Annotated in this window: 21 protein-coding genes; 16 read left to right on the top strand and 5 right to left on the bottom strand. The window is 68.1% G+C overall.

Features of this window, described 5'->3' with window-relative positions:
• The first annotated feature begins 144 nt into the window (after positions 1–144).
• Genes ACZ60E_RS17690 through ACZ60E_RS17680 form a run of 3 tightly spaced genes read left to right on the top strand, consistent with a single transcriptional unit; the run spans position 145 to position 5,590 of the window.
• Positions 145–981 (top strand): hypothetical protein, encoded by an 837-nt coding sequence (locus tag ACZ60E_RS17690; protein WP_469441421.1) that lies wholly within the window; start codon positions 145–147, stop codon positions 979–981.
• Positions 978–3,293, top strand: a complete 2,316-nt coding sequence (locus ACZ60E_RS17685; RefSeq protein ID WP_469441418.1) for a protein kinase domain-containing protein — start codon at positions 978–980, stop codon at positions 3,291–3,293. Before ACZ60E_RS17690 ends, ACZ60E_RS17685 begins: the two co-directional genes overlap by 4 nt.
• A gap of 35 nt (positions 3,294–3,328) precedes the next feature.
• Positions 3,329–5,590, top strand: a complete 2,262-nt coding sequence (locus ACZ60E_RS17680; RefSeq protein ID WP_469441797.1) for a bifunctional serine/threonine-protein kinase/ABC transporter substrate-binding protein — start codon at positions 3,329–3,331, stop codon at positions 5,588–5,590.
• A 7-nt stretch (positions 5,591–5,597) separates the two neighbouring features.
• Here the strand turns inward: ACZ60E_RS17680 and ACZ60E_RS17675 are convergent, their stop codons facing one another.
• Positions 5,598–6,395: a class E sortase gene (locus tag ACZ60E_RS17675; RefSeq protein WP_469441416.1), complete on the bottom strand. Its 798-nt coding sequence runs from the start codon at positions 6,393–6,395 to the stop codon at positions 5,598–5,600.
• A 195-nt stretch (positions 6,396–6,590) separates the two neighbouring features.
• On the opposite strand from ACZ60E_RS17675, the gene ACZ60E_RS17670 reads away from it, so the two are divergent.
• The 4 genes from ACZ60E_RS17670 to ACZ60E_RS17655 are packed head-to-tail and all read left to right on the top strand — an operon-like array spanning position 6,591 to position 12,768.
• Positions 6,591–7,607 (top strand): SEC-C metal-binding domain-containing protein, encoded by a 1,017-nt coding sequence (locus ACZ60E_RS17670; protein ID WP_469441413.1) that lies wholly within the window; start codon positions 6,591–6,593, stop codon positions 7,605–7,607.
• 46 nt (positions 7,608–7,653) lie between these two features.
• Entirely contained in the window at positions 7,654–10,794 is a 3,141-nt protein-coding gene (locus ACZ60E_RS17665) for a DEAD/DEAH box helicase (RefSeq protein WP_469441411.1), read from the top strand.
• 41 nt (positions 10,795–10,835) lie between these two features.
• Positions 10,836–11,822 carry an SRA domain-containing endonuclease gene (locus tag ACZ60E_RS17660; RefSeq protein WP_469441409.1) on the top strand — a complete coding sequence of 329 codons (987 nt, stop codon included), beginning with the start codon at positions 10,836–10,838 and terminating at the stop codon, positions 11,820–11,822.
• A gap of 1 nt (position 11,823) precedes the next feature.
• The gene (locus ACZ60E_RS17655; RefSeq protein WP_469441407.1) at positions 11,824–12,768 is read left to right on the top strand and encodes a hypothetical protein; all 945 of its coding nucleotides are present in this window, start codon (positions 11,824–11,826) and stop codon (positions 12,766–12,768) included.
• 56 nt (positions 12,769–12,824) lie between these two features.
• Here ACZ60E_RS17655 and ACZ60E_RS17650 read toward each other — a convergent pair whose 3' ends face one another.
• Entirely contained in the window at positions 12,825–13,502 is a 678-nt protein-coding gene (locus tag ACZ60E_RS17650) for an ATP-binding protein (protein WP_469441404.1), read from the bottom strand.
• Between the two features lie 203 nt (positions 13,503–13,705).
• On the opposite strand from ACZ60E_RS17650, the gene ACZ60E_RS17645 reads away from it, so the two are divergent.
• From ACZ60E_RS17645 to ACZ60E_RS17610, 8 genes are all read left to right on the top strand, one after another.
• Entirely contained in the window at positions 13,706–14,551 is an 846-nt protein-coding gene (locus ACZ60E_RS17645; protein ID WP_469441403.1) for a helix-turn-helix domain-containing protein, read from the top strand.
• On the top strand, positions 14,551–14,730 hold the full coding sequence (locus tag ACZ60E_RS17640) for a DUF397 domain-containing protein (RefSeq protein WP_469441401.1): 180 nt from the start codon (positions 14,551–14,553) through the stop codon (positions 14,728–14,730). The genes ACZ60E_RS17645 and ACZ60E_RS17640 overlap by 1 nt, the downstream gene beginning before the upstream one ends.
• 157 nt (positions 14,731–14,887) lie before the next feature.
• Positions 14,888–15,424 carry a hypothetical protein gene (locus ACZ60E_RS17635; protein WP_469441397.1) on the top strand — a complete coding sequence of 179 codons (537 nt, stop codon included), beginning with the start codon at positions 14,888–14,890 and terminating at the stop codon, positions 15,422–15,424.
• A gap of 398 nt (positions 15,425–15,822) precedes the next feature.
• On the top strand, positions 15,823–16,335 hold the full coding sequence (locus ACZ60E_RS17630) for a SigE family RNA polymerase sigma factor (protein WP_469441396.1): 513 nt from the start codon (positions 15,823–15,825) through the stop codon (positions 16,333–16,335).
• Entirely contained in the window at positions 16,332–16,853 is a 522-nt protein-coding gene (locus ACZ60E_RS17625) for a hypothetical protein (protein WP_384805155.1), read from the top strand. Before ACZ60E_RS17630 ends, ACZ60E_RS17625 begins: the two co-directional genes overlap by 4 nt.
• A 119-nt stretch (positions 16,854–16,972) precedes the next feature.
• Positions 16,973–17,689: a hypothetical protein gene (locus ACZ60E_RS17620; RefSeq protein ID WP_384805157.1), complete on the top strand. Its 717-nt coding sequence runs from the start codon at positions 16,973–16,975 to the stop codon at positions 17,687–17,689.
• A gap of 152 nt (positions 17,690–17,841) precedes the next feature.
• Entirely contained in the window at positions 17,842–18,711 is an 870-nt protein-coding gene (locus ACZ60E_RS17615; protein ID WP_469441392.1) for a rhamnogalacturonan acetylesterase, read from the top strand.
• A 122-nt stretch (positions 18,712–18,833) separates the two neighbouring features.
• On the top strand, positions 18,834–19,136 hold the full coding sequence (locus ACZ60E_RS17610; RefSeq protein ID WP_453795011.1) for a hypothetical protein: 303 nt from the start codon (positions 18,834–18,836) through the stop codon (positions 19,134–19,136).
• Positions 19,137–19,265: 129 nt separating this feature from the next.
• Here the strand turns inward: ACZ60E_RS17610 and ACZ60E_RS17605 are convergent, their stop codons facing one another.
• The gene (locus ACZ60E_RS17605; RefSeq protein WP_469441390.1) at positions 19,266–20,309 is read right to left on the bottom strand and encodes a GlxA family transcriptional regulator; all 1,044 of its coding nucleotides are present in this window, start codon (positions 20,307–20,309) and stop codon (positions 19,266–19,268) included.
• 198 nt (positions 20,310–20,507) lie between these two features.
• On the opposite strand from ACZ60E_RS17605, the gene ACZ60E_RS17600 reads away from it, so the two are divergent.
• Positions 20,508–21,026 carry a protease gene (locus tag ACZ60E_RS17600; RefSeq protein ID WP_469441388.1) on the top strand — a complete coding sequence of 173 codons (519 nt, stop codon included), beginning with the start codon at positions 20,508–20,510 and terminating at the stop codon, positions 21,024–21,026.
• Positions 21,027–21,029: 3 nt separating this feature from the next.
• Here ACZ60E_RS17600 and ACZ60E_RS17595 read toward each other — a convergent pair whose 3' ends face one another.
• The gene (locus tag ACZ60E_RS17595) at positions 21,030–21,578 is read right to left on the bottom strand and encodes a hypothetical protein (protein WP_469441385.1); all 549 of its coding nucleotides are present in this window, start codon (positions 21,576–21,578) and stop codon (positions 21,030–21,032) included.
• Positions 21,579–21,644: 66 nt separating this feature from the next.
• Positions 21,645–23,111: an MFS transporter gene (locus ACZ60E_RS17590; protein ID WP_469441383.1), complete on the bottom strand. Its 1,467-nt coding sequence runs from the start codon at positions 23,109–23,111 to the stop codon at positions 21,645–21,647.
• Positions 23,112–23,113: the final 2 nt, after the last annotated feature.

The raw sequence follows: 23,113 nt of genomic DNA, 5'->3' as shown, positions 1-23,113 counted from the left end.
ATTCTTCGCGTTCCATGGCCTCCTGCCGTTATACAGGATCCGCCCGCGGGACCCGTCGGACGGACTCCAGCAGACCCGTGGTACGCCGGGGGCATAGTCGATACCCTCCCTGCGGGGAACGCGTGTGCGGATGGGGGGGCGCTGATGGGATACCGGAGACCCGTGCGGTTGTTGACGGGTGTCTTGGCCACCGGGCTGTTACTGGGGGGCCTGGGAGGTTGTTCGGGGACCGGAGGTGACGGGTCCGCCGAAGCCACCCGCTCCGGATCACCCCCGAGCCCGGCCCCCACCAGCACCGGCACCAGCGGCGCCGCCCCCAGCGCGAGCGCCACCACCCTGGGGTTCACCCCCGATCCCGGCCGTCTGCCGAAGACCCGCGCGGAGGGCCTGCGCCTGGCCCGCACGGTCGCCGCGACGCCCGTCGACTGGGGCCCCGGCTTCGTACGGCGCAGCCCGTACGAGAGCGACCCCGGCTCCTGGCCCGTACTCGACTCCGACTGTGTGTGGGAGCGCGAGCCGCTGCCCGCGACGGTGCTCGCCAGCCTCACCCGCAACAGCGAACTGCCCGCGGAGGGCGGCAGGGGCCCGATCCGCGTCACCGCCGTCGTCACCGTGCACCGGGCCGTCGACGGAGCCGACTGGGAGATGGCCGGCACGTTGGAGGAGGCGCTGCGCTGTCCCGACCAGCAGCTCCGCCAGGGCGAGCGGATCACCGGACTGCTCTCGCAGGGCGCGGCCTACGGTCTGCTGGCCAACTTCACCTCCGAGGACTCGCTCACGGAGGGCGGCAAGTACTACAGCGACGTACTCGGCGGCCCCCACTACTACTACTGGGTGCAGAGCCGGCTGGGCCAGGTCACCGTGGCCGTCGTCGGCCGGGGTGCGAAGGGGCGTTCCCAGGACGACGTCGACTCCGCGCTGCGACAGGGGGCGGGCCAGATGCTGAGCCGCGTCGAGACCGAACTGGAGGCACCGCAGTGAGCGGGCCGCTGCTCCCCACCGACCCCGCCCGGATCGGCGGACACCGGCTGCTGGCCCGGCTCGGCGCGGGCGGCATGGGCGTGGTCTACCTCGGCCGCACCGAGGCCGGCGCCCTGGCCGCCGTCAAGGTCGTGCGGTCCGAGTACGCGGACGAGCCCGACTTCCGTGCCCGCTTCCGCCGCGAGGTGGAGACGGCCCGCCGGGTGAGCAGCCCCTGGGCGGTGCCGGTCACCGGCGCGGACCCGGACGCGGACGAGCCGTGGCTGGCCACCGCCTTCGTACCCGGCCCCTCGCTTGAGGAGTCCGTCGTCCGGCACGGCCCGCTGCCCGCCCGCAGCGTGCTCGCCCTGGCCAGGATGCTCGCCGCCGCGCTGCGCGAGGTGCACGCGGCCGGGCTGGTCCACCGCGACGTCAAGCCCGCCAACGTCCTGCTCGCCATGGACGGCCCCCGTCTGATCGACTTCGGGATCGCCCGGTCGACCGACGGGACCGCGATCACCTCGACCGACCTGGTCGTCGGCACGCCCGGTTTCCTCTCGCCCGAGCAGGCCGAGGCGCGGGGCGCGGCGGTGGGTCCGGCGAGCGACATCTTCTCGCTGGGCTGTCTGCTGGCGTACGCGGCGAGCGGCGGTCCGCCGTTCGGCTCGGGTACGGCGGACGCCCTGCTCTACCGCACGGTCCACGACGAACCCGACCTGTCCGGCGTCCCCGCCGACTCGACCGGCTCCACCGGTTCCGACGACTCCACCGATCCCTCCGGCGGGATCGACCTGCTGACGCTGCTGCGCCTGTGCCTGGCGAAGGACCCGGCGGACCGTCCGACGGCCGAACAGATCGACACGGTCCTGCTGGTCGAGGACGCGGTCCCCCGGGGCGAGCAGATCGCCTGGCTGCCCGAGGACGTCGTACGGGGTATCGCCGACCGTTCGGCAGAGATGCTGGCGCTCCCCGACATCGAGCCGACGGCCGCCGGAACCCCGGCCCCGGAGAGCGCCGGGGGCGCGGAGAGCACGGTGGGCTCAGGGGGCTCGGGCGAGACCAAGGACATGGCGGCGGAGCCCGCGTCGCCCGGCCGCCGACGGCTGCTTTTCGCCTCCGGCGCGGCGCTGGTCCTGGCGGCGGGCGGAACCGCGGCCTGGGCGGCCCTGCGCGACGACAACCCGGGAACTTCGGGGACCCGCCGCTGGGCCATCGGCGTCCAGGCGGATCTGAGCGGGCCCCTCCAGGCGGCGGGCGAGGCGCAGGTGCGGGGTGCCCGGCTGGCGGTCGAGCAGTACAACTCCCGTAAGAACAAGCCCTTCGCGCTCGACCTGAAGGCCGTGGACGACGGCGGCAGCGCGGGGCGGGCGCCGGCCGCGGCCGAGAAGCTGATCCAGGACTCCGATGTGCTCGCCGTGCTCGGCCCCACCGGCGACGAGGCGGCCCGCGCGATCCTCGGCACGTACGACGAGGCCCTGCTGCCGTTGCTGTCGGTCTCGGCCGGTGGACTGCTCCTGACCTCGAAGGAGTACCGGTCCTTCGTGCACTGCCGCCCCAGCGACGCGGCCCTCTCCCTCCCCATGAGCGTCTATCTCATGAAGCACACGAAGAGCACGAAGAACGCGGAGCGGTCGGGATCGGGAGCCGGAGCGCTGCGCCCCGGCCTGCTCCAGGACCGCACCGCGCAGACGTACGCCCAGGAGTCCGCCGGGATCAACGCCACGATGATGCGCAGTCTGGGCCGCCCGGCCTACCCCCGGGTGGTCCCGGCGGGCACGAAGGACATGGGGCCCGTCGTCACCGACATGCTGCGGGCCGGGATCGGCTCGTTCGTCTACGCCGGGTACGCGCCGGGCGCGGCCCGGGTGGCCCGCGAACTGGCGGCGGCCGGCTTCGACGGACCGCGGTTCGCCCCGCAGGCCGTGATCGACCCGGAGTTCCTGAAGAGCGCCGGGGAGGCCGCCGAGGGCTGGCTGATGACCGCGTCCTTCGTCGACCCCTCCGCCGTACCGGCCGCGAAGGCCTTCACCGCCGCGTTCCGCAAGCGCTACGACGCCGCGCCCGGCTACTACGCCGCCGAGGCGTACGACACCGTCAACCTCGTCATCCAGGAGCTGCTGAAGGCCACGAACACCAAGCACAACCGGGTTTCCGCCCGTCCCCCGAGCCGCCGAAAGCTCGTGGAGCTGCTGCGCGCGAGCCGCTACAAGGGCATCACCAAGCAGTTCTCCTTCAAGCCGGAGGACGGCACGTTCGCCGGCTGGGGCATCTTCCTGCACCAGGTCGAGGGCGGCAGGTTCCGCTACCTCGGCGAAGCCCCCTCCAAGGTGTAGTGGTGAGCGGACCGCACGCGGAGGGGTTCGCGGGACTGCGCCCGCTCAGGCCCGGCGACCCGCTCTCCGTCGGCGGCCACCGGCTGCTCGGCCGGCTCGGCGCGGGCGGCATGGGCGTGGTCTACCTGGCCCGTTCGGCGGGCGGCACGCTGGTCGCCCTGAAGGTGATCCGCGCCGAGTACGCGGCCGACCACGACTTCCGGACGCGTTTCCGCCGCGAGGCCGAGGCGGCGGGCGGCCTCACCGGGCGGTGGGTGGTGCCGGTCCTCGCGGCGGAACCGGCGGCCCGCGAACCCTGGCTGGCGACCGCCTTCGTACCGGGCCCGTCGCTGGCCGAGGCCGTCGCCCTGCACGGGCCGCTGCCGGACCGTACGGTGCGTGCCCTGGGCGCGCGGCTGGCCGAGGCGCTCACCGAGGTGCACGCGGCGGGCCTGGTGCACCGGGACGTCAAGCCGGGCAACGTCCTGCTCGCCCTCGACGGACCCCGGCTGATCGATTTCGGCATCGCGCGGTCCGCCGGTGCCACCGCGCTGACCGCGAGCGACGTGGTGATCGGCTCGCCCGGCTATCTCTCGCCCGAGCAGGCGCGGGTACGGGCCGGTGGCGGCGGTGTCGGGCCGCCGAGCGACGTCTTCTCGCTGGGCTGCGTGCTGGCGTACGCGGCGACCGGCCGCCGCCCGTTCGGCACCGGCACCGTGGCCGCCGTCATCTTCCGTACGGTCCACGAGGAACCGGACCTGGACGCCGTGCCGTGGACCCTGGTGCCGCTGCTGGCCGCCTGCCTCGCCAAGGATCCGCGGGCCCGGCCCACCGCGCAGGAGGTACGGGACACCCTGACCGACGAGGGCGGCCCGGAGCCCGACTGGCTGCCGCCCTCGCTCCCCCGGCTGATCGCGGAACGCTCGTCCGCGGTCCTGTCCCTGCCCGACCCGGACCCCGGCCGCGGCCCGGGACCGGGTTCGGGCCCCGTCACGCTCGTACAGCCCGACGACGTACCGGAGCCGGCCCGCCCCGCCCTCTCCCGCCGCCGCGTCCTGACACTGGGCTCGGCGGCCGGGGTCGTCCTGACCGGCGGCGGCCTCGCGGCCTGGGCCGCCGCCAGGTCCGCGTCCGGCCGCGACGGCTCGGCCCGCTCGGGACCGCTCCCCCGGTACGTCATCGGCCTGCACGCCGACCTGTCGGGCCCGGACAGGGCGACGGGCCGGGCCCAGGAACGGGGCGCGCGGATCGCCGTGTCGGACTTCAACTCGGGCGCCCTCGCATCCGGCACCGGCGACTCCCGGCCCAGTGGATCCGGCTCCCGGGGGACCCCCTCCCTTCGTGACGGCCGCCCCTTCGACCTCGCGCTGAAGGTCCTGGACGACGGCGGGAAGGCGAAGCGGGCCGAGAAGGTGTCCGACGGGTTCGTCGCGGACCGTGACGTGTACGCCGTCATCGCCGCGACCGGTGCCGCCGCGTCCGGGGTCGCCGTGGCCCGCTATGAGAAGGCCCTGCTGCCCATCGTGTCCGTCTCCTCCGGCGCCGATCTGTACTCCACGACCACCACCCGCGCGTACTTCCAGCTCAGGCCCGACGAGTACGCCCTGGCGACGCCCTTCATCCAGTACCTCACCCACGCCGAGAAGAGCCGCAGGACCGCGCTCGTCGACGACCGGGCCGCGGGCAGGGCCAGTTGGCAGATCGTCAAGGACGTGAGCGCGTACCCGCCCTCCCAGGGCACGACCACGACCCACACCGTCCCCGCGGACAGCGAGGACTTCGACGCGGTCGCCGCCGCCGTGCTCGCCGCGGACGCCCAGGCCGTCATCTACGCCGGCACCTCACCGCACCGGGCCGCCCGCTGCGCCCGCGCCCTGGCACGGGCCGGTTTCCGCGGCCCGCGCATGGCCCCGGAACCCGTACTGCAGACCGCGTTCCTCAAGGAGGCGGGCGCGGCGGCCGAGGGCTGGGTGATCAGCACGACCTATGCGGACCCGGCCGAGCTGCCGGCCGCGGCACACTTCGTGGAGACGTACCGCAGACGCTTCGGGGTACGCACGGTCGAGCGGTACGCGGTGGAGGCGTACGACGCGGTGCTCTTCGTCGCCCAGGCCATGCGCGAGCTGGGCAGCGTCGAGCCCGAACGGGGCGCCATGGTCCGCAGACTCCGCGAGACCACCCACCGGGGTCTCGCCAAGACCATCGAGTTCGACCCGGTGACCCACGAGTTCCGCTGGGTCAACAGCCTGTTCCTGCACCGCGTGCAGGACGGCGTCCCGGTCTTCCTGGGCCACTTCGACAAGGTGGGGAAACCCTGACCGAGGGCTAGCGGGGCCGCACGGAACGGAGCTTGCCCCAGACGACCAGCCGGTACTTGGAGGTGTACTGGGGTGTGCAGGTGGTGAGCGTCAGATAGTGCGCGGGCTCCGTGTACCCGTACGCCGGCCTGACCGTACTGCGGGGAATCGACCGGATCGTCCCGCCGTCCCCGGCCGAGGTCCGCGGCAGCGTCCGGTCGACGGCGTACGTGTAGACGGCGGCCCGGGTCTCGACCACGACCCGGTCCCCGCGCCGCAGCCGGTCGAGATACCGGAACGGCTCGCCATGGGTGTTCCGGTGCCCGGCGAGAGCGAAGTTCCCAACGCGGCCGGGCTGGGCGGTGTCCGGATAGTGCCCGACGTACCCCTTGTTGAGCACACCGGACGTGCTGACCCCCTCGGCGACGGGCACGCGGAGCCCGAGCCGGGGAATGGTGAGGACGGCGTAGGCCTGCTCCCAGCGGGGCTGCGACCGAGGCTGGGCCCGGGAGCCGGTCCCGGGGCCGCCGTCACCGGACCCGGAATCCGACCCGCCCCCGGAACGCGCCGCGGCAGAAGCCCCACCACCCGCCCCTGCCCCCGTGTCCCCCTCGTCCTCCCCTTCTCCCTCCCACTCGCGTTCCAGGGCGTGGACCTCGCGCTCGGCGCCCTCCCTGGCCTGGCGGTTGGTCCACCACAGTTGATGGGCGACGAGGAGCAGGAGGACGACCCCGAGGGTCACGACGACCTCGGCACCGTTCCAGAGAAGCCGGGCGTACCGCGCACGCCGCCGCCGGCCCTGCTGATGGACGACGGGAACCCGCACGCGCGCCTCCTCCCAGCCAGGTACCGGGGCTCAGGAACCGGGCCCGCACGATAAGGGCTGAGCCCTCAACTCACCATCCCCATGAACGCTCAGCCGAACAAAGGGCTGGACAAGCGGCTGAACACTGCGCGCCGATCCGACCCCTGGCCTGCACATACCTCACCTCTGTCGGCGGTCGGCAGTACGGTGTCACTCATGCGCCCCGACACGTCTGCCGAGTACGTCGACCACAACGCCGAAGCAGCACGCCTGGAGCGGACAGCCGGCCTGTATCCCGAGGACGCCGAACACCTGCTCGTGCAGGCGGCGGCCCACCTCGAACTGGCCGACGACCGCCCGCGAGCCACCTCTCTCTACGACAGCCTGCTCTCCAGCACGACCCCGCTGGAGAACCCGTTCCTGGTACGGGCCCTGAAGGCGGCCAACCTCTGGGAGTACGGCCACGAGGCGGAGGCCAGGGCGATCATCGAGGGCGTCCGCGCGGCGGCCCCGCGCGACCCGGCCCCCTGGGTGATCGTCGCCGAGTCCCTGGAGTCCCACGACGAGCTGGAGGCGGCGCAGGAGACGTTCACGGAGGCGGCGGTCCACCTCCTCACCGACGTCCCGGAGCCGCCGTACGCGACGCACCCGGTCCTCTTCGGCCGCCATCGCGTACGCCGCATGCTGGGCCTCTCCCACGACGCCTGGGACTCCCTCGCGGACACCCTCAACTCCTCCCCGGTCACCCTGGACGAGCTGCACGACCCGAAGCGCGTGTGGTCGCTGGGCTCCGACAACCCGGCGGAACTGCAGGCGGAGATCAGCCGCCTGCGCGCCGAACTGGGCACGTTCCGGGAGGCGTTGTCGCGCCCGTTCCCGGTGGCGGTCCTGCACTGGCCGGCCCCCGAACTGACCGAACTCCTGACGGCGTACCCGGACCTGTCCACGGAGTACCCGTCCCACGAGGCCCACCTGGCGACGATAGAGGCCTCCCTGCGCGAACTGTCCGCCTCGGGCACCCCGAACCTGGGCATCGTGACGGGCACGGTCCCGTCGTACGAGGCCTTCGCAGCCTCGGAACTGGCTTCCCCGAGCGACGCGTCGCTGCTCCCGCAGTACGCGACGACACTGGCGGCCAGGGGCCGGGCTGTGGCTTGGCCGCCGGAGCGGGGGGTGGCTTGTTGGTGTGGGTCGGGGCGGGGGTATGGGGAGTGCCACGGCAGTGATGCGTGACCTGATTTCCCCCACTACGTAACGTGTGCAATCGAGGGAGTATCGGGTGGCGGAGCCGGGGGATCTGGCGCAGCCGGACGCGGGTGTTTACGAGCAGCTCATCACCCAGAGCCTGCACGGTCAGATAGAGCAGCTCGAAGCGTCGGGCTGGAAGGCGATCCACGAAGAAGTCAGTGCGCAATCGGCTCCGCATGTGCTCGCTCGCCACGTCGCTGAAGTCGTGGGGCGCAGGCTAAGCCGACTGCCGCACGACAAGCGGGTGGCCGCCGCTAACCAAATCCTGTCGTCGCTCGATGAGAGTGCGCCGGAGCCTGACGAGGTCGTCGGCGCCATCATGGACGGCCCACGGCAGCTGCTGTCCCTCGCGGAGCAAGAGGCGCCGGGCGTTTACGCGCTCCGCCCCCTCACGCCTCTGTCTGAGACGGCACTCATCACCAACGCCTCAGATGACCCGAGTCTGGGCGCGGAGCTGCGAGCCGAGTTGGCTACCGCAGACAGCGTGGACCTGCTCTGTGCCTTTGTGAAGTGGTACGGCATCCGCGTACTGGAAGACTCGCTCCGGGCCGCTAAGGAACGGAACGTACGGATTCGCGTCATCACGTCGACTTACATTGGTGCCACCGATCGGCTCGCGCTGGACCGCCTAGTCCGGGACTTCGGCGCCGAGGTGAAGGTCAACTACGAGATTCGGTCTACACGACTGCATGCGAAGGCCTGGTTGTTCCGACGTAACAGCGGTTTCGACACTGCGTATGTCGGCAGCTCGAACCTGTCTAAGGCTGCGTTGCTCGACGGTTTGGAGTGGAACGTACGTCTGTCGTCGGTGGCGACCCCCGCGGTCCTGAACAAGTTCGAGGCGACCTTCGACGCGTACTGGAACGACATTGCCTTCGAGTCGTACGACCCTGACGGTGACGGTGAGCGACTTGATCGAGCCCTCGCCCAGGCGAGCGGCACCGGCTCTGCAGCCGACCTGAAGATCAATCTCTCTGGCCTTGAGGTACGAGCATTTCCCCATCAGCGGGACATGTTGGAACGCCTCACCGTTGAGCGCGAGATTCGCGGTCGAAACCGCAACCTTCTCGTGGCAGCCACCGGTACGGGTAAGACTGTGATGGCCGCCCTGGACTACCGCTCTCTCCGGAAAAAGCTCGGCGACGGGAACCCGAAGCTGCTTTTTGTGGCCCACCGCAAGGAGATACTCCGACAGTCATTGCGTACATACCGCGAGGTACTCGATGACGCATCCTTCGGAGAGTTGCTCCATGGCGGCGAGGACCCCCGCAACTGGAACCACGTCTTCGCCAGCGTTCAGTCACTGCGGGAACAACGGCTTGAACAACTCGCCCCGGACCACTTTGACATCATCGTCATCGACGAGTTCCACCACGCCACAGCGGCCACGTATCGCCGGGTTCTCGACCACTTCAAGCCGAAGGAACTACTCGGCCTCACGGCTACGCCTGAGCGCATGGACGGACGAAACGTCCAAGATGAGTTCTTCGATGGACACATCGCAGCGGAGATGCGGCTTTGGGAAGCACTTGAGAACGACCTGCTGTGCCCTTTCCACTACTTTGGCATCCCAGACGGCACAGATCTGACCAACCTCGGCTGGCAAAAGGGCACGTACGCGGACCGCGAGCTCGACAACCTCTATACGGGCAACCACGCGCGCGCCCGTATCGTGGTGAAGCAGATCCAGGACAAAATCTCCCGCCCAGGAGCCATGCGGGCCTTGGGCTTCTGTGTCTCCAAGGTCCACGCCCACTTCATGGCCGACTTCTTTCGCAAGGCCGGCTTCGAAGCTGCGGCACTCGACAGCGAATCACCCGCTGGGGTGCGAGATCAGGCCCTGGACAATCTGCGCGACGGCAAGCTGCAAGTGATCTTCTCCGTCGACTTGTTCAACGAGGGGCTCGACATTCCCGACGTCGACACTCTCCTGCTCCTACGTCCCACGAACAGCGCCACGGTCTTCCTCCAGCAACTGGGACGCGGCCTACGCCGCACGGAGACGAAGCCGGTACTCACCGTTCTGGACTTCATCGGGCAGCATCGAGCGGAGTTCCGCTTTGAGGAGCAGTTCCGGGCCCTGACGAACCTCACACGGAACCGGCTCGTAGACCACATCGAGCGAGACTTCCCACAGCTTCCATCCGGATGCCAGATCATCTTGGAGGGCAAGTCGAAGGACCTCGTCCTCGACAACATTCGCACCCAACTGGGCGCCACCATCAAGACATTGGCGACCGAAGCGAAGGCCTACAGCACGCCGCGGATCGCGGACTACCTCCGCGAGAGTCGCCGGGAGATCAAGGAACTCTACAAGAGCGACAACTCTTGGACAGCGATCCTCCGCAAGGCTGACCTCGTTCAGGATCCCGCACCTTCTGGGGAAGCAGCACTCCTCAAGCGCGTCCACTCTTTTCTACATGTCGATGACCCAGAACGGGCCCGCGCCTACCTTCGCCTCCTCTCAGACGATGCGCCTCCATATGAAGCTCTGAGTCCCACCGACCAGACGTACGCCCACATGCTCTTCTTCAACCTGTGGGACAACGCTGGAGGCTTCACCAGTTTCCAACAGGGGCTCGATTCACTGCGCTCGCAGCACGTGTTCCGCGATGAACTCCGACAGGTGCTGTCTTACGTCATCGAGCGATCAGAGCACTTCCCGATCTCGCTCTCGGGGCCCCATCACAACATCCCTTTGAAGGTGCACAGCGCGTACAACCGCTCTGAAATCCTGGCCGCCCTCGGGGTGGCCCGTTTCGGCGGCCAGATGCCTAGGTCCTTCGCTCAGGGCGTCCAGTGGGTCGACCAGATCCAGACCGACGCCCTGTTGATCACGCTGGAGAAGAACGAAAAAGACTTCTCTCCCACCATTCGCTACAAGGACTATGCACTCAGCCCCACCCTCTTCCACTGGGAGTCGCAGAACGCCATCGCGGGTCATTCGCGTACGGGTCTGCGCTACCAGCAGCATGAACAGCAGGGCAGTCACGTCCTGCTGTTCATGCGCCGCTATAAGAGCAACGACATGGGCAAGTCCCAGCCTTGGATGCTCCTGGGACCGGCAACGTACGTGGAGCACACCGGCAGCAAGCCGATGGCGATCACTTGGCGCCTGAAACACGAGCTTCCAGCCGATGTGTGGACGTACTCGGCTGTCGCGGCGGGCTAATTCCCAAGCCCGATGTCAGCGCCGTCCGCTAGCGTCGAGGCATGAACGAATCTCCCATTGAACCTGGACAGCTCACGACGCGAGCCAAGATGAAGAAGCTCTTCGGTGGAGGGGACCAGGAAGGGATAATCTTATCCATAGCGACGCCAAATATATTAATCTACACAGACCACGCAAGCGGCAAAGAGTACGGCTACGAGGATGGCTGGCTCGAAGAAGAAGATGACCAGGGACCCATCTTCGAGTACACAGGCAAAGGCCGCAATGGCGATCAGACTTTCGAGGGACTAGCCGGCTCCCGCAACAAGGCCATTCTCCGTCACGTTGACGATGAGAGAGCTCTGCGCCTCTTCATGGCGGCAGGCAAAGACCCGGGATCCAACTCCTCCGCGAAACTTCAACGATATCTCGGCGAATTTGAACTTGATGCGAAGCAGCCCTACACAATTCGCGAAGCCGATGATCCCGACGGAAATCGACGTCTGATCATCGTCTTTCGACTGAGACCGAAGGGCAAAGTTCAACACGTCCCCGAAGACGCAAAAACTCCCGCCGAGACGACACAAGTTCAACAGGTGTCAGCGGCAGTAACGGCAATTTCGATGGTTGAGCCGCCAAGCAAGGGAGCATCAGAGAGCAGGCGCTCAGCCCAGCCAAGCACCATAGCGGAGCATCGCAAGATGCAACTCCTGGGCGACTACCACCAGCATCTCAATAAGCAGCAACACAAGGTATTCGCCTACCAGATAAAGATCGCAGGGACGCGATCCACTTTGAAGACCGATCTATACGACGCCACCGATCACGTGCTGTACTGCGTGAAGGGCGAGAGCAGTCGTGAAGATATACGTATGGCTATCGGGCAACTCAAGGACTATGTCCGACACATTGACCCGGCCAATCCGAAACTAGCCGTACTGCTCCCTGAGAAGCCTCACGAAGATCTGCAAGACCTACTCAGCAGAGAGGGTATCAGCCTGGTCTACCAGGATGGCGATAAATACCTGACGCATACTTCAGGGAGCTAGCATGCCGTCACTAGAGCACGACTTCCTGTCAGAATCCGCACTGAAAATAATGGAAAATGCCGCGAAATCTGGCCTCTTCAGCTACCAGGAAGGAAGTAGAAAGCTTTTCGACTTCTCATGCGACCTCAAAAAGGACTGGTCCAAGATAGTCTCGGGGCAGACTTTATGGAAGCACGACAGAGACGGTATAGACAAGGACATAAGGACGCTACTCACCCAGCGAGATGTTGCCGCCGCGGTATATATAGCTCGGCATTCAACCCAGAACAAAAGAAGACTAGCCGAAGTAACTGGATCGTACCGCGATACTCCGATGCGGGAGCGACTCTCTCGACTCAGGGTCTTCTGGGTTCCGGCGGACTTCGATGCGAAGAATGCAAACGCGCGAGATTCAGCGTACGAGACCCTGCGGGACGAGATGACCAAGGACCTGCTGATGCAAGTGGTCCTTGGCGGACTGACTCCACAAGATGTTTCTCGCTTCGCAGCTTCGGGACGCCCGGGCCACCCTCTCGCAATCTTGTCCTACGTGAAGACCCATGACTATCTTAGTCTCTCGAAAACCTCAAAAGCTTTGGGATTCAGCACACAAATCCTTAAGGAAGAGGTCCAGCGGCTTTTCGTCATAGGATTTCTTGAGAGTGACAGCCTCCAGGGCGGCATATACCGGGTGAGCGACAGCGGGAACGCCATGCTCGATATTTGCTCCCGCCTTCGTGACTACCTTCATCAAAATCTTGGCGAGGACAACGAAAACAAGGAGCTCGAACACATATGCCGACTGCTCGGCATCGACTACTCTTCAATACCCTCTGAGGTAGCAAATATCATCACGAAGGCGGAGCTGCAGAGTCCGACCGCACTTCTCATGCAGCACGTAGCCCAGGCCGATACGGACGAGTCGGTTGAGTGGCCGGAACCATACTTCGCGCTGCCGAGCGGGTAACAACTACTCCGCTCAGCAGCACCCTTCCCGGCCTCTCTTCACATCCCCACTTCTGTTCAGGCTGATAGGTCGACGCCCTCGGCGACCTTCGCCTCGTACCGAGTCTGCGCACGATCGAGTGCGCCATCGACATCACAACCGTGCGCGTCGAGCCAGCGAAGCAAGTCGGTGATCATGCCGATCGCCGCTTCCTCTGCGATGGTCACGCTCAAGATGCGGGAGCTCGGCGCAGGCGGAGGCTCGCCAAGGTTGTCGCTAGGTAGGCACAGCGGCACCTGCGCCCGAGTAGTGCGATTCGCTTCTTCTGCGCACAGGCCGTGCGCGGGGCTCAGCCCGGTCTTCAACTCACACCAAGTCACTTTCTGATCGAGGCAGAGCTGGACGCCCCATCTGTCGGCTACGGCGTCGATAATGGCCACGCCGCGTCCGGCTTCGGCCTCGGAGCTGGCGTCGAGAAGGGTGGGCAGGGCACGCGTGTCGGGGTCGTGGACTTCGATGCGTAGGTAGGTGCCGTTCATCGAGACGGCGAGCTTCGCGGGTGTGCCCGGGCCGACGTGTGTGATCACGTTGGACACGAGCTCGCTGACACAGAGTTGGGCGGCGTCTGTGACCTCACTCAGTTTCCACAGTTCGAGGTGCGATCTGAGGGTGCGCCGAAGCCCTGAGACCTCCTCAGGTTCGGCCACGAACAGCAGGTTCCACGGCTTCCGCAGCAAACCGGCGGTGCAGTCCATCGTTGAACTCCCATGACGAAGCGTCGCATTGCTCTGTGCAACCGACTACACACTCAGAGTTGCATTGGAACTCTCAAAATGGAACTCTCATTTCGAGTTCATAGGAGCGCGCCCGCACTTCGCACGCCCCCGGCGCGTGCCACCTTGCCGTCGCGGTTGAGCAACCTCGACCATCTGACAGACCGACCCGAGAGGCCGTAACCATGCCAGTCGGACCTACCACTCGTAGGCGCCAGTTGGGCGCCGACCTGCGTCGCCTCCGTGAGCTCAGAGGCTTGACGCTTGAGGAAGCCGGCGCACGCGTTGGCATCTCAAAGGCGACGCTGAGTCGCTACGAGACCAAAGAGGGATCGGTCAAGTGGCCTGCGGTGGATGCCCTTTGCCGTGAGTACGCCGCTTCGGACGTGGAGCGTCTCGCTCTGGTCGACCTGGCGAAGGGCGCCAAGATTCAGGGCTGGTGGCGATCCCTCGCCGACCCCATCCCTGAGTCAATGAACCTCATGCTCACGCTTGAAGACGAGGTGGTGCGCGAGGACCACTACGCCTGCATGTACATCCCAGGGCTCTTGCAGACCCGCGGTTACGCCGAAGCCGTTCACCGCGCCTCCGAAATGCGGTGCGCTGAACGGGAGGTGCAACACATGGTGGACATCCGCATGAAGCGACAGGAGCTTCTACAGCGGGAGGACCCACCGCACGTTTGGTGCGTCATCGACGAGGCTGCGATCCGGCGCAGCGTTGGTGGGCGGACGGTGATGCACGAACAGTTGCAACACCTGCTCATCACATCCGAGCTCCCCCACGTCACCATCCAAGTGTTGCCGTTCTCAACAGGAGCTCACGCGGCGGCGGTTGGGAGCTTTGTGGTCCTGGGAGGCCAGACTCCCGAGCTTGACGTCGTGTACGTGGACATCCTCGGCGGTGGGCTCTTCATGGAGAAGCCGGAGGAACTGGAGCGCTATAGGTTGGCGTTCCAATACCTTCGCGCCCAAGCCCTCGACCTGGAGGCTTCCGTGGCGCTGATCCAACGCATAAGCGAGGAGTCCTGATGGACGTACGGCCCAAGCCCCGCTGGTTCAAGTCCTCGTACAGCGGCGGAAGTGGCACAGAGTGCGTCGAGTGCACCCACGAAGACGACCACTTGAGGGTGCGCGACTCCAAGAGCACGGACGGTCCGGTTGTGGCTGTCCGCGCTGATGCTTGGCGGGCGTTCATACGGGCGCTGTAGGGCTGCCCCTGAGGCATTCAGACCGAGGGATATCCTGACGCACGAAATTCCAGAGGCCAGGCGGATACGCATTGGGTCCATGGCCTAGCAGCGTCGGCGTCGGGCGCCTCGAACCGTGACCGGATGATGGCCGAGCCGATAGGTACCAGGGGACGACGTGGCGCTTGCTGAGCAACTGGTGACGGTGGGGGCTGTTCTGGCCGGTGCCGCCGGGTCCTACTTCACTACTCGGCTGACCGAGCGTGATCGGTTCGCGCGGGACCTTCGCGTTCGGTGGGATGCGCATCGCCTGGACTCGTACGTCGCCTACGTGGCCGCCGTGAAGCACGTCAATCGGTGCACCCAGCAGATATTTGGTCTGCGGTGGGACGGTGGCGATCCGGCGGCTCGGGAACCTCTGCTGGCCGAGATGAGGGCCGCCGAGGGCGATCGGTCGCACGCCTTCGAGCAGGTGATTCTGCTGGGCGACTCCGGAACCGTACAGGCTGCGCACGATCTCAATGAGCGGCTGTGGCAGCTGGAACGGCCGGCTCGGGGCGTGGAGGAGATCACCGAGGCTGTGTGGCGCGAGCGCGCCAATGCGTGGTTGGTCGCACTCAACAACTTTCACGCCCATGCCCGGCAGAATCTGGGGATCTCCGGAGAAGCCGCTCGGCGTGATGTGGTGCCGCCCACTCGTGCCAGCGCGGATTAGCGACCGGGTAGGCCTCGGCCTCGCTACCTGAGTGCCGTTGGGGCCGCCGGTGGGATGCGGGCGGGTTGGTTGGGGTGTGGGGCGGGGCTTGCGGGCGCGGTCGCGTCTCGCCTGCACGCCGGGGTGAGTTGGCGGGTTTGGGTGGGTGGTCGGTTCCTCTTGGGCAGGGCGGGCTTGTGGGTGCAGGTACTTGCCCGGTCCCGTTGCGCCCCGCGCTCCGGTTCTCGTCACGCGGGTCTGTGACCCAGGTCTCTTTTCTGTCGTGCAGCAGAAACGTGGGCTTCTTCGTCGAGGGGGTGACAGGAAGGGAGGGGCGTGTGGATCTGGTGAGTGGGTGGCATCGGCGGGGCGGCGAGCGTAGTGAGGTCGAGGTTGCGGAGTCTTCGGAGGCCTCGGAGATGGATTTCCGTGGGTTCGTCGATGCTCGGTCGGCCGCCTTGTTCCGTGGCGCTCTCGTGCTGACCGGGAATCGTGAGGCCGCTGAGGATCTGGTCCAGGAGACTCTGGAGCGGGTGTGTCGTAAGTGGCGGTTGATCGTGACCAAGGACGCCCCGGACGCATACGTACGGCGGATCATGGTGAATCTGGCCAACGACCGGTGGCGGCGGTTCCGTCGGACGGCTGCGCAGCAGGTCGGCGACGAGCTGGCGGCTCCGGGTGACGAGTACGGGCGTATCGACAGCAGGGACCAGTTGGTCCGTGCCCTGCAGGGGTTGCCGATGCGGATGCGGACGGTCGTGGTGCTGCGGTACTTCCACGATCTGTCCGACGCCGAGATCGCGGCCGATCTGCGGATCTCGCAGAGCACCGTACGGTCCCAGCTCGCCCGCGGCATGGAGAAGCTCCGAAGCCAGTTCCCCGCACTCCCCTCCCGGCCCTCCGCGCGGCAGCCCATGGAAGGACGCCGATGAACACGCATGACGTACGGCCTTTCGGCTGCGGCGATCACACACCCTTCGAGCAGGAACTGGTGAACGCCATGAACAACTTCGCGAACTCCGCCGACGCGCCCACCTTCGACGCGCCCGGTATCGCCCGCCGGTCCCGCCGGAAGCGGGCCACCGCCATAGCCGCCATCTCGGCCGCCCTCATCGTGGCCGGCGGCGGTACCGCCCTCGCCTCCATCACCGGCGGTTCGGACTCGGCGAAGTCCTCCCCCGCCGCCGCCGTCACCGCGGCGCCCGACAAGGACGCCGCCACGTTGCTGTTCGCCCACAGCGAGGGCCTCACCATCCCCATCGAGCTCCTCGGCCGGAGCCTGGACGACGCCAAGGGGCAGATCCTGAAGACGCAGACCGAGTTGGGCACGGTCAGCAAGGTGGACTGCGGCAAGTACGGCAAGCCGGGCAGCGTGATCCAGGTCGACCCGCACAGCCCGAAGACCGTCGCCAAGGGCGACACCGTCAATGTGACGCTCTGCGCCGGTTGAGGGGCCAGAGCGTCGGCTGAGGGATCCGGAAGCGTCGACTGAGGGGTCCTGAGGCGTCGGCTGAGGGGCCGGAGGGGTGGTGTGCGGTCCGCTCGGGGATGATCTGTCCCATGGGGCACATGGGGCATGAGAAAGGGCGCGGGGCGGACATGGACGACGCCCTGGCGTGGGACGAGCGGTTGGCCTGGGCCTATGGACTGATCTCCAAGAATCCGGCCGAGCGGGCCGTCGCACTCGATCACTTGGCCTCCGCCCGGAAAACGGCGGCGGAGGCCGTGGCGCGCTTCAACACGACGTTGATGTCGCTGCAGGAAGAGGGGGTGGAGGAACCGTACGAGGTTCCGGCTCTGCGGTCGGCCTGGGAGGAGCGGCTGCGGGCCGGGGCCCGTTCACTGCCCGACGGTGTGTGGAACAGCCTGGATCACGACGACATCGTCGAGTGGCCGGGGCTGCCCTACGCCCTGCTCTTCCTGGAGTGGGAGGCCCGGTATCCGGACGAGTGGACCCTCGCCGCCAAGGAGTGGGGGACGAAGGAGAAGCTCATCCGGGAACTGGCCGTGGACTCCGTCGGGCGGGATCCGGTGGCCCGGACCAAGCTGATCGACCTGGTGGAGATCGTCGTGCGGCGGGCCTATCGCTGCAAGGACCGGGAGTACGTGCGTGTGGCACGGGTCGTCGACGGGCCTCCGCTGCGCGTGCGGCTGGAGGCGGCCCGGCGTTCGGAGAATCCCTGGGCGCAGCTGCACGCCGGGTACGTGCTGTGGCTGCTCGACCGGCCCGAGGTGCCCAACAGCGGTCTCGTCTGGCGTACCTGGCTGGCGGACGCGCAGCAGTGAGGTCGGGGGCGGGGGCTGCCGTTCTCCCGGGTGCGGCCCTCCCCCGAGGCCCGGGTGCCGAGGACGCCGTCCGTCCGCACCCGGCAACCTTTCCCGTCACTGCTGCCACCCCTCTCTGACATCCCCCCCATCTCCCGTACAGGGAAGGTCAGATGAGCCGCAACAGCATCAGCAGACGCAGTAGCAGTAGCAGTAGCAACAGCAGTGGCAGTGGCAGTGGCCAGGTAGGCAGTCGTCGGCGGTTCCTGGTCGGTTCTGCCGGGGTCGTCGGTGGTGGGGCCCTCGGGGTGCTGGGGCTGCCCGGGGCCGCGCAGGCCGCCGCAGCGGCGACCGGGACCCTCTACATCGCCAGTGACTCCACCGCGCAGACCTACAGCTCCGGCTACTACCCCCAGGCCGGCTGGGGCCAGAAGCTGTCCTCGTACTTCACGTCGAACATCACCGTCGCCAACCGCGCGATCGGCGGGCGCAGTTCGCGTTCCTTCATCGAGCAGGGGCGGCTGGCCGCGATCCATCAGGTGATCAAGGCCGGCGACTACCTCTTCGTGCAGTTCGGGCACAACGACGCCACCGTGGGCAACGCGGAGCGGTACACCTCCCCCGCCGACTACAAGGAGTACCTGCGCAACGACTACATCCGGGGCACCCGCGCGCGGGGCGCCACCCCTGTCGTCGTGACGCCCGTCTCGCGGCGCTCCTACAACGCGACGACCGGGAAGTTCAACGTCTCCTTCCCCGCGTACGTGGATGCCGCGAAGGCGGTCGCGCAGGAGGAGGGCGCTCCACTGGTCGACCTCTCGGCGGCCAGCCGCGCCTACCTCGACGGGATCGGCGTCGAGGCCTCCAAGGGGATCTTCCTGTGGCTCAACGCCGGGCAGTACCCGAACTTCCCCAACGGGGTGCAGGACAACACCCACTTCCAGGAGCGCGGCGCCGTCGAGATGGCCCGGCTCGTCGCCCGCGCGGTGGCGGGGCTGGGGCTGCCGCTGTCGGGAGAGGTGGTCCCGGGCCTCGCCCGATAGGGCGGGTATGCGGGCGGGCGGCTGCCGGGACCGGCGGGCTAGTCTCGGCTGACCGGCGGACGTGACCGCCGGACGTGGCAGTCGGACATGGCCGTCGGGCGCGACAGCAACAGGAGGCAGTGATGGCGAAGGTACCGACCGCGGTGGTGGCCGCGGGTGGGCTCGTCGGCGGGTACGGGGTCGCCCGCTGGACCAGGAAGCGGCAGCTCGGCGGGGTCGTGCTCGCCGCCGCCGGGGCAGCCGCCGCCCAGCAGTGGCGGCAGCAGGCCGGCGGGCGGGCCGCCGGGGCACTGACCGCGGCGTACGTCGCCGCCTTCGCCGGATCCCATCCGCTCGCCAAGAAGGTCGGGGCGTGGCCCGCGGTGTTCGGGGCGGCCGGGGCCGTCGCCCTGGCATCGTGGGCCGTGGCCGACCGGCGGGGCTGATCTGCGGGATCGACCGGCAGGGCTGATCGGCGGGGCTGACCGGTAGGGCGACCGGTGGGGCTGACCGGTGGGGCTGAGAATCTGACTCGCCGCGGCGCCACTTGCTCCGGTTCGGCCCGCTCCCCGGGCTCAGCCCCGCCGCGCCCCGCTCAGCCCGGCGAGGTCGGAGTCCGCCGGGCGGCCGAGATCGGGGTCGATCGGCCGGGCGAAGTCGCTCTCCGTGCCCTCCGGTGCTCCCCGGAACGCCCTCCGGTACGCCTGCGGGCTCGTCCCCACCACCCTCTTGAAGCGGTCCCGGAAGGCGGTCGGCGAGCCGAAGCCCGCCTGCACCGCGATCCGTTCGACGGGGTGGGACGTGTTCTCCAGGAGGTGCTGGGCCCTGCGCACCCGCGCCAGGTGCAGCCACTGCAGGGGTGTCGTACCGGTCTGTTCGCGGAAACGGCGGTTGAGCGTGCGGGCGCTGGTGCCCGCCCGGGTGGCGATGTCGTCCAGTGTCAGATCGCGGCCGGCGTTCTCCTCCAGCCAGTTCAGCAGGGGTTCCATCGTCGTGCCCGCCGGGGCCGGGGGCTGGGTGTGGACGATGAACTGGGCCTGCCCGCCCTCCCGTTCGAGCGGCATGACGGACATCCGGGCCGCGTGGGCGGCGACGGCCGAGCCGTAGTCCTTGCGGATCATGTGCAGGCACATGTCCATCGCCGCGGCGGCGCCCGCCGAGGTGAGGAACTGGCCGTTGTCGACGTAGAGGACGTTCGGGTCGACCGCCACCGCCGGGTGCATGGCCGCCAGGTCCGCGGCGGCGATCCAGTGCGTGGTCGCCCGCTGCCCGTCGAGCAGGCCGGTGGCGGCGAAGATGAACGCGCCGACGCAGATCGAGGCGATGCGCGTCCCGTTCGCCGCCGCCGCGCGCAGGGCCTCGGCCACCCCGGGCGGCAGCGGGGAGGTCGGGTCCGTGGTGCCGGGCACGATGATCGTGTCCGCCTCGGCCAGCGCCTCAAGCCCGTACGGCGCCCGTACGGTGAACGCCCCCGCGCTCACCTCCTCGGCCGGCGAGCAGACCTTGATCCGGTAGGGCGCGCGGCCGTCGGGCAGCCGGGCCCAGTTGAAGGTGTCGATCGGGGCGGAGAGATCGAACGGGATGACCTGGTCGAGCGCCAGTACGGCCACGGTGTGCATGGCGAAAGGATAGGCAGGCAACGGATTACGGCCAAGCGGGGGTCCTGGGGGGGTGGAGGGCCCAAGCCCTGTTCCGTGAGCGTGCACCGCTCTGCTGCTGGAGTGGGGATCGCCGCGTCCTGCGCCTGGCGAGAATCCGTTGAAGGCTGGCGATACCGCCACTTCCCGAAGATCCGGTACGCCGCCTACCGTCCCCTCGTGACCAAGTTCCTCCTCGTCCTCCACGTCCTCGTCGCGATCGTCGCCGTCGGTCCCGTCACCGTCGCGGCCAGCATGTTCCCGCCCAGCGCCCGGCGGGCCCTCGCCGAACCGGACAACCCGCGGGCCACGGAGACCGTGCGCCTGCTGCACCGGATCTGCCGGGTGTACGCGGGCCTGGGCATCGCCGTTCCCGTCCTCGGCATGGCCACGGCGCTCAGCATGGGCGTGCTCTACGACACCTGGCTGATCGTCTCGATGGTCCTGACCGGGATCGCGGCGGCCGTCCTGCTGGCGCTGGTGCTGCCGCGTCAGGAGGAGATCATCGAAGCGGTGGGGTCCGCGTCCGCCACACCCGCCACATCTGCGACACCCGCCACATCCGCCGCCTCCACCGAGGTCGCCGTGAACCCGCGGGTGACCGTTCGACTCGCCATGTTCACCGGCATCTTCAACCTGCTCTGGGCCACCGTCACGATCCTCATGATCGTGCGGCCCGGGTCCACGACGGGCGCCTGACGCTCACACCCGCTGCTGGTGCCGCTGCTGCCGGGCCTGCGGCTGGGGCTGTGGCTGGGGCTGTGGCTGGGGCTGGGGCTGATGGGCGAACACCAGTCCGTCCAGCGACTCCTCCGCGTCCGCCCTGAGCCGTCGGCCCACGGACGTCGCGACGAGCACGCCCGCGGCGATCACGAGTGTGGAGGACGCCCAGATCAGCTGCCAGGGCCAGCCGGGCATCTCGGCCGGCTCGGGCGGCTCCGGGTGCGTGTGGAACGAGAGGTACATGAGCGCGGCCGGGGGCACCGCCACCAGCAGCAGGGGCCAGGCGAGCGCGTCACGGTGGCCGAAGTAGACGGCCAGCAGGAGCAGCAGCACGGCCAGGACCGTCACTCCGAAGACGGTCACCGGCGTCGCCCCCGTGGTCGAACCGGGTGACGCGGGGTGGTCGCGCAGATCCCTGGGCAGGCAGAGGAGGTACGCCGCCGAGGACACGGCGGCACCCAGCAGGCGGGTCGACCAGCGTTCCGTCCAGGGGCGCTTCGACAGCGGGCCCAGCAGCTTCTCGGTCATGGGAACAAAGGTCCCTCTGTCGCACACGCGGCCGACAGAGTACGCGTACTCAGTTCGGCGGTCTTGCTAGGACGCTTCCGCCGTCGACAGGGGGCTGGCGATGTCCTCCAGGGAACGGCCCTCCGCCCGTACCGCGAGCAGTGCCGCGACGAGGCCCGCCGCGCACATCAGCCCCGCGCCGATCTGGAAGGCGAGGACCGTGTCGCCGACGACACCCGTGCTGGTCAGCTCCGAGAAGATCAGCGGGCCGCTGATACCGCCCGCCGCGGTGCCGATGGCGTAGAAGAAGGCGATGGCCATCGCGCGGGTCTCCATCGGGAAGATCTCGGAGACCGTCAGATACGCGCTGCTCGCGCCCGCCGAGGCGAAGAACAGCACCACGCACCAGCAGGCGGTCAGGGTGGTCGCGGTCAGCGAGCCCCGGTCGAAGAGCCAGGCCGTGCCGAAGAGCAGGATGCCGGAGAGCAGATACGTGGACGAGATCATGATCCGGCGGCCCACGGTGTCGAAGAGCTTGCCGAGGAAGAGCGGGCCGAGGAAGTTGCCGACCGCGATGACGGCGAAGTAGTAACCGGTGTGGCCGGTCGGTACGTCGAAGAACTTGGTGAGGATCGCGCCGAAGCCGAAGGTGATCGCGTTGTAGAGGAACGCCTGCCCGATGAAGAGGGAGAGACCGAGGACGGCCCGCTTGGGGTACGTCGTGAACACCGTGCGGGCGATCAGGCCGAAGCCGATGCTCTTGCGCTGGTGGATGGTGATCTCACCGGCGGGCGGTGGGAGTTCGCGTCCTGTCTCCTCCTTGATCTGCTGCTCGGCCTCGGTGACCAGGCGTTCCGCCTCCTCCCCCTTGCCGTGGATGAACAGCCACCGCGGGCTCTCGGGGACGTTGCGGCGTACGAGGAGGATCACCAGGCCGAGGACGACACCGAGGACGAAGGTGAGCCGCCAGCCGACGTTCATCGCGAACAGGTCCGTGTTCAGCGCGACGATCGACAGGAGCGAGCCGGCGATCGCGCCCAGCCAGAAGCTGCCGTTGATGATCAGATCGACCCGGCCGCGGTACTTCGAGGGGATCAGTTCGTCGATCGCCGAGTTGATGGCCGCGTACTCGCCGCCGATGCCGAAGCCGGTGAGGAAGCGGAAGAGGAGGAACCACCAGGTGGAGAAGGAGAGCGCCGTCATGGCGGTGGCCGCGAGATAGACGGCCAGGGTGACCATGAACAGCTTGCGGCGGCCGAACTTGTCCGTCAGCCGGCCGAAGAACAGGGCGCCCGCGCAGGCTCCGGCCACGTACAGGGCGGCGGCGATGCCGGTGACCTGGGCGGCCGAGATGGGCAGTCCGCTGCCTTCCTCGGAGAGCCGGCCGGCGATGTTGCCGACGACGGTGACTTCGAGGCCGTCCAGGATCCAGACCGTGCCGAGGCCGATGACGATGGTCCAGTGCCAGCGGGACCAGGGCAGGCGGTCCAGTCGGGCGGGCACGGCGGTGGTGACGGCTCCGGTTTCCGCGGACCCGGCATCGGTGACGGCCATGG

It is taken from the genome of Streptomyces sp. NPDC102514 (assembly GCF_055584525.1).
Note: the sequence above shows the minus strand (reverse complement) of the source record. Positions and strands in the feature narration are given on the sequence as shown.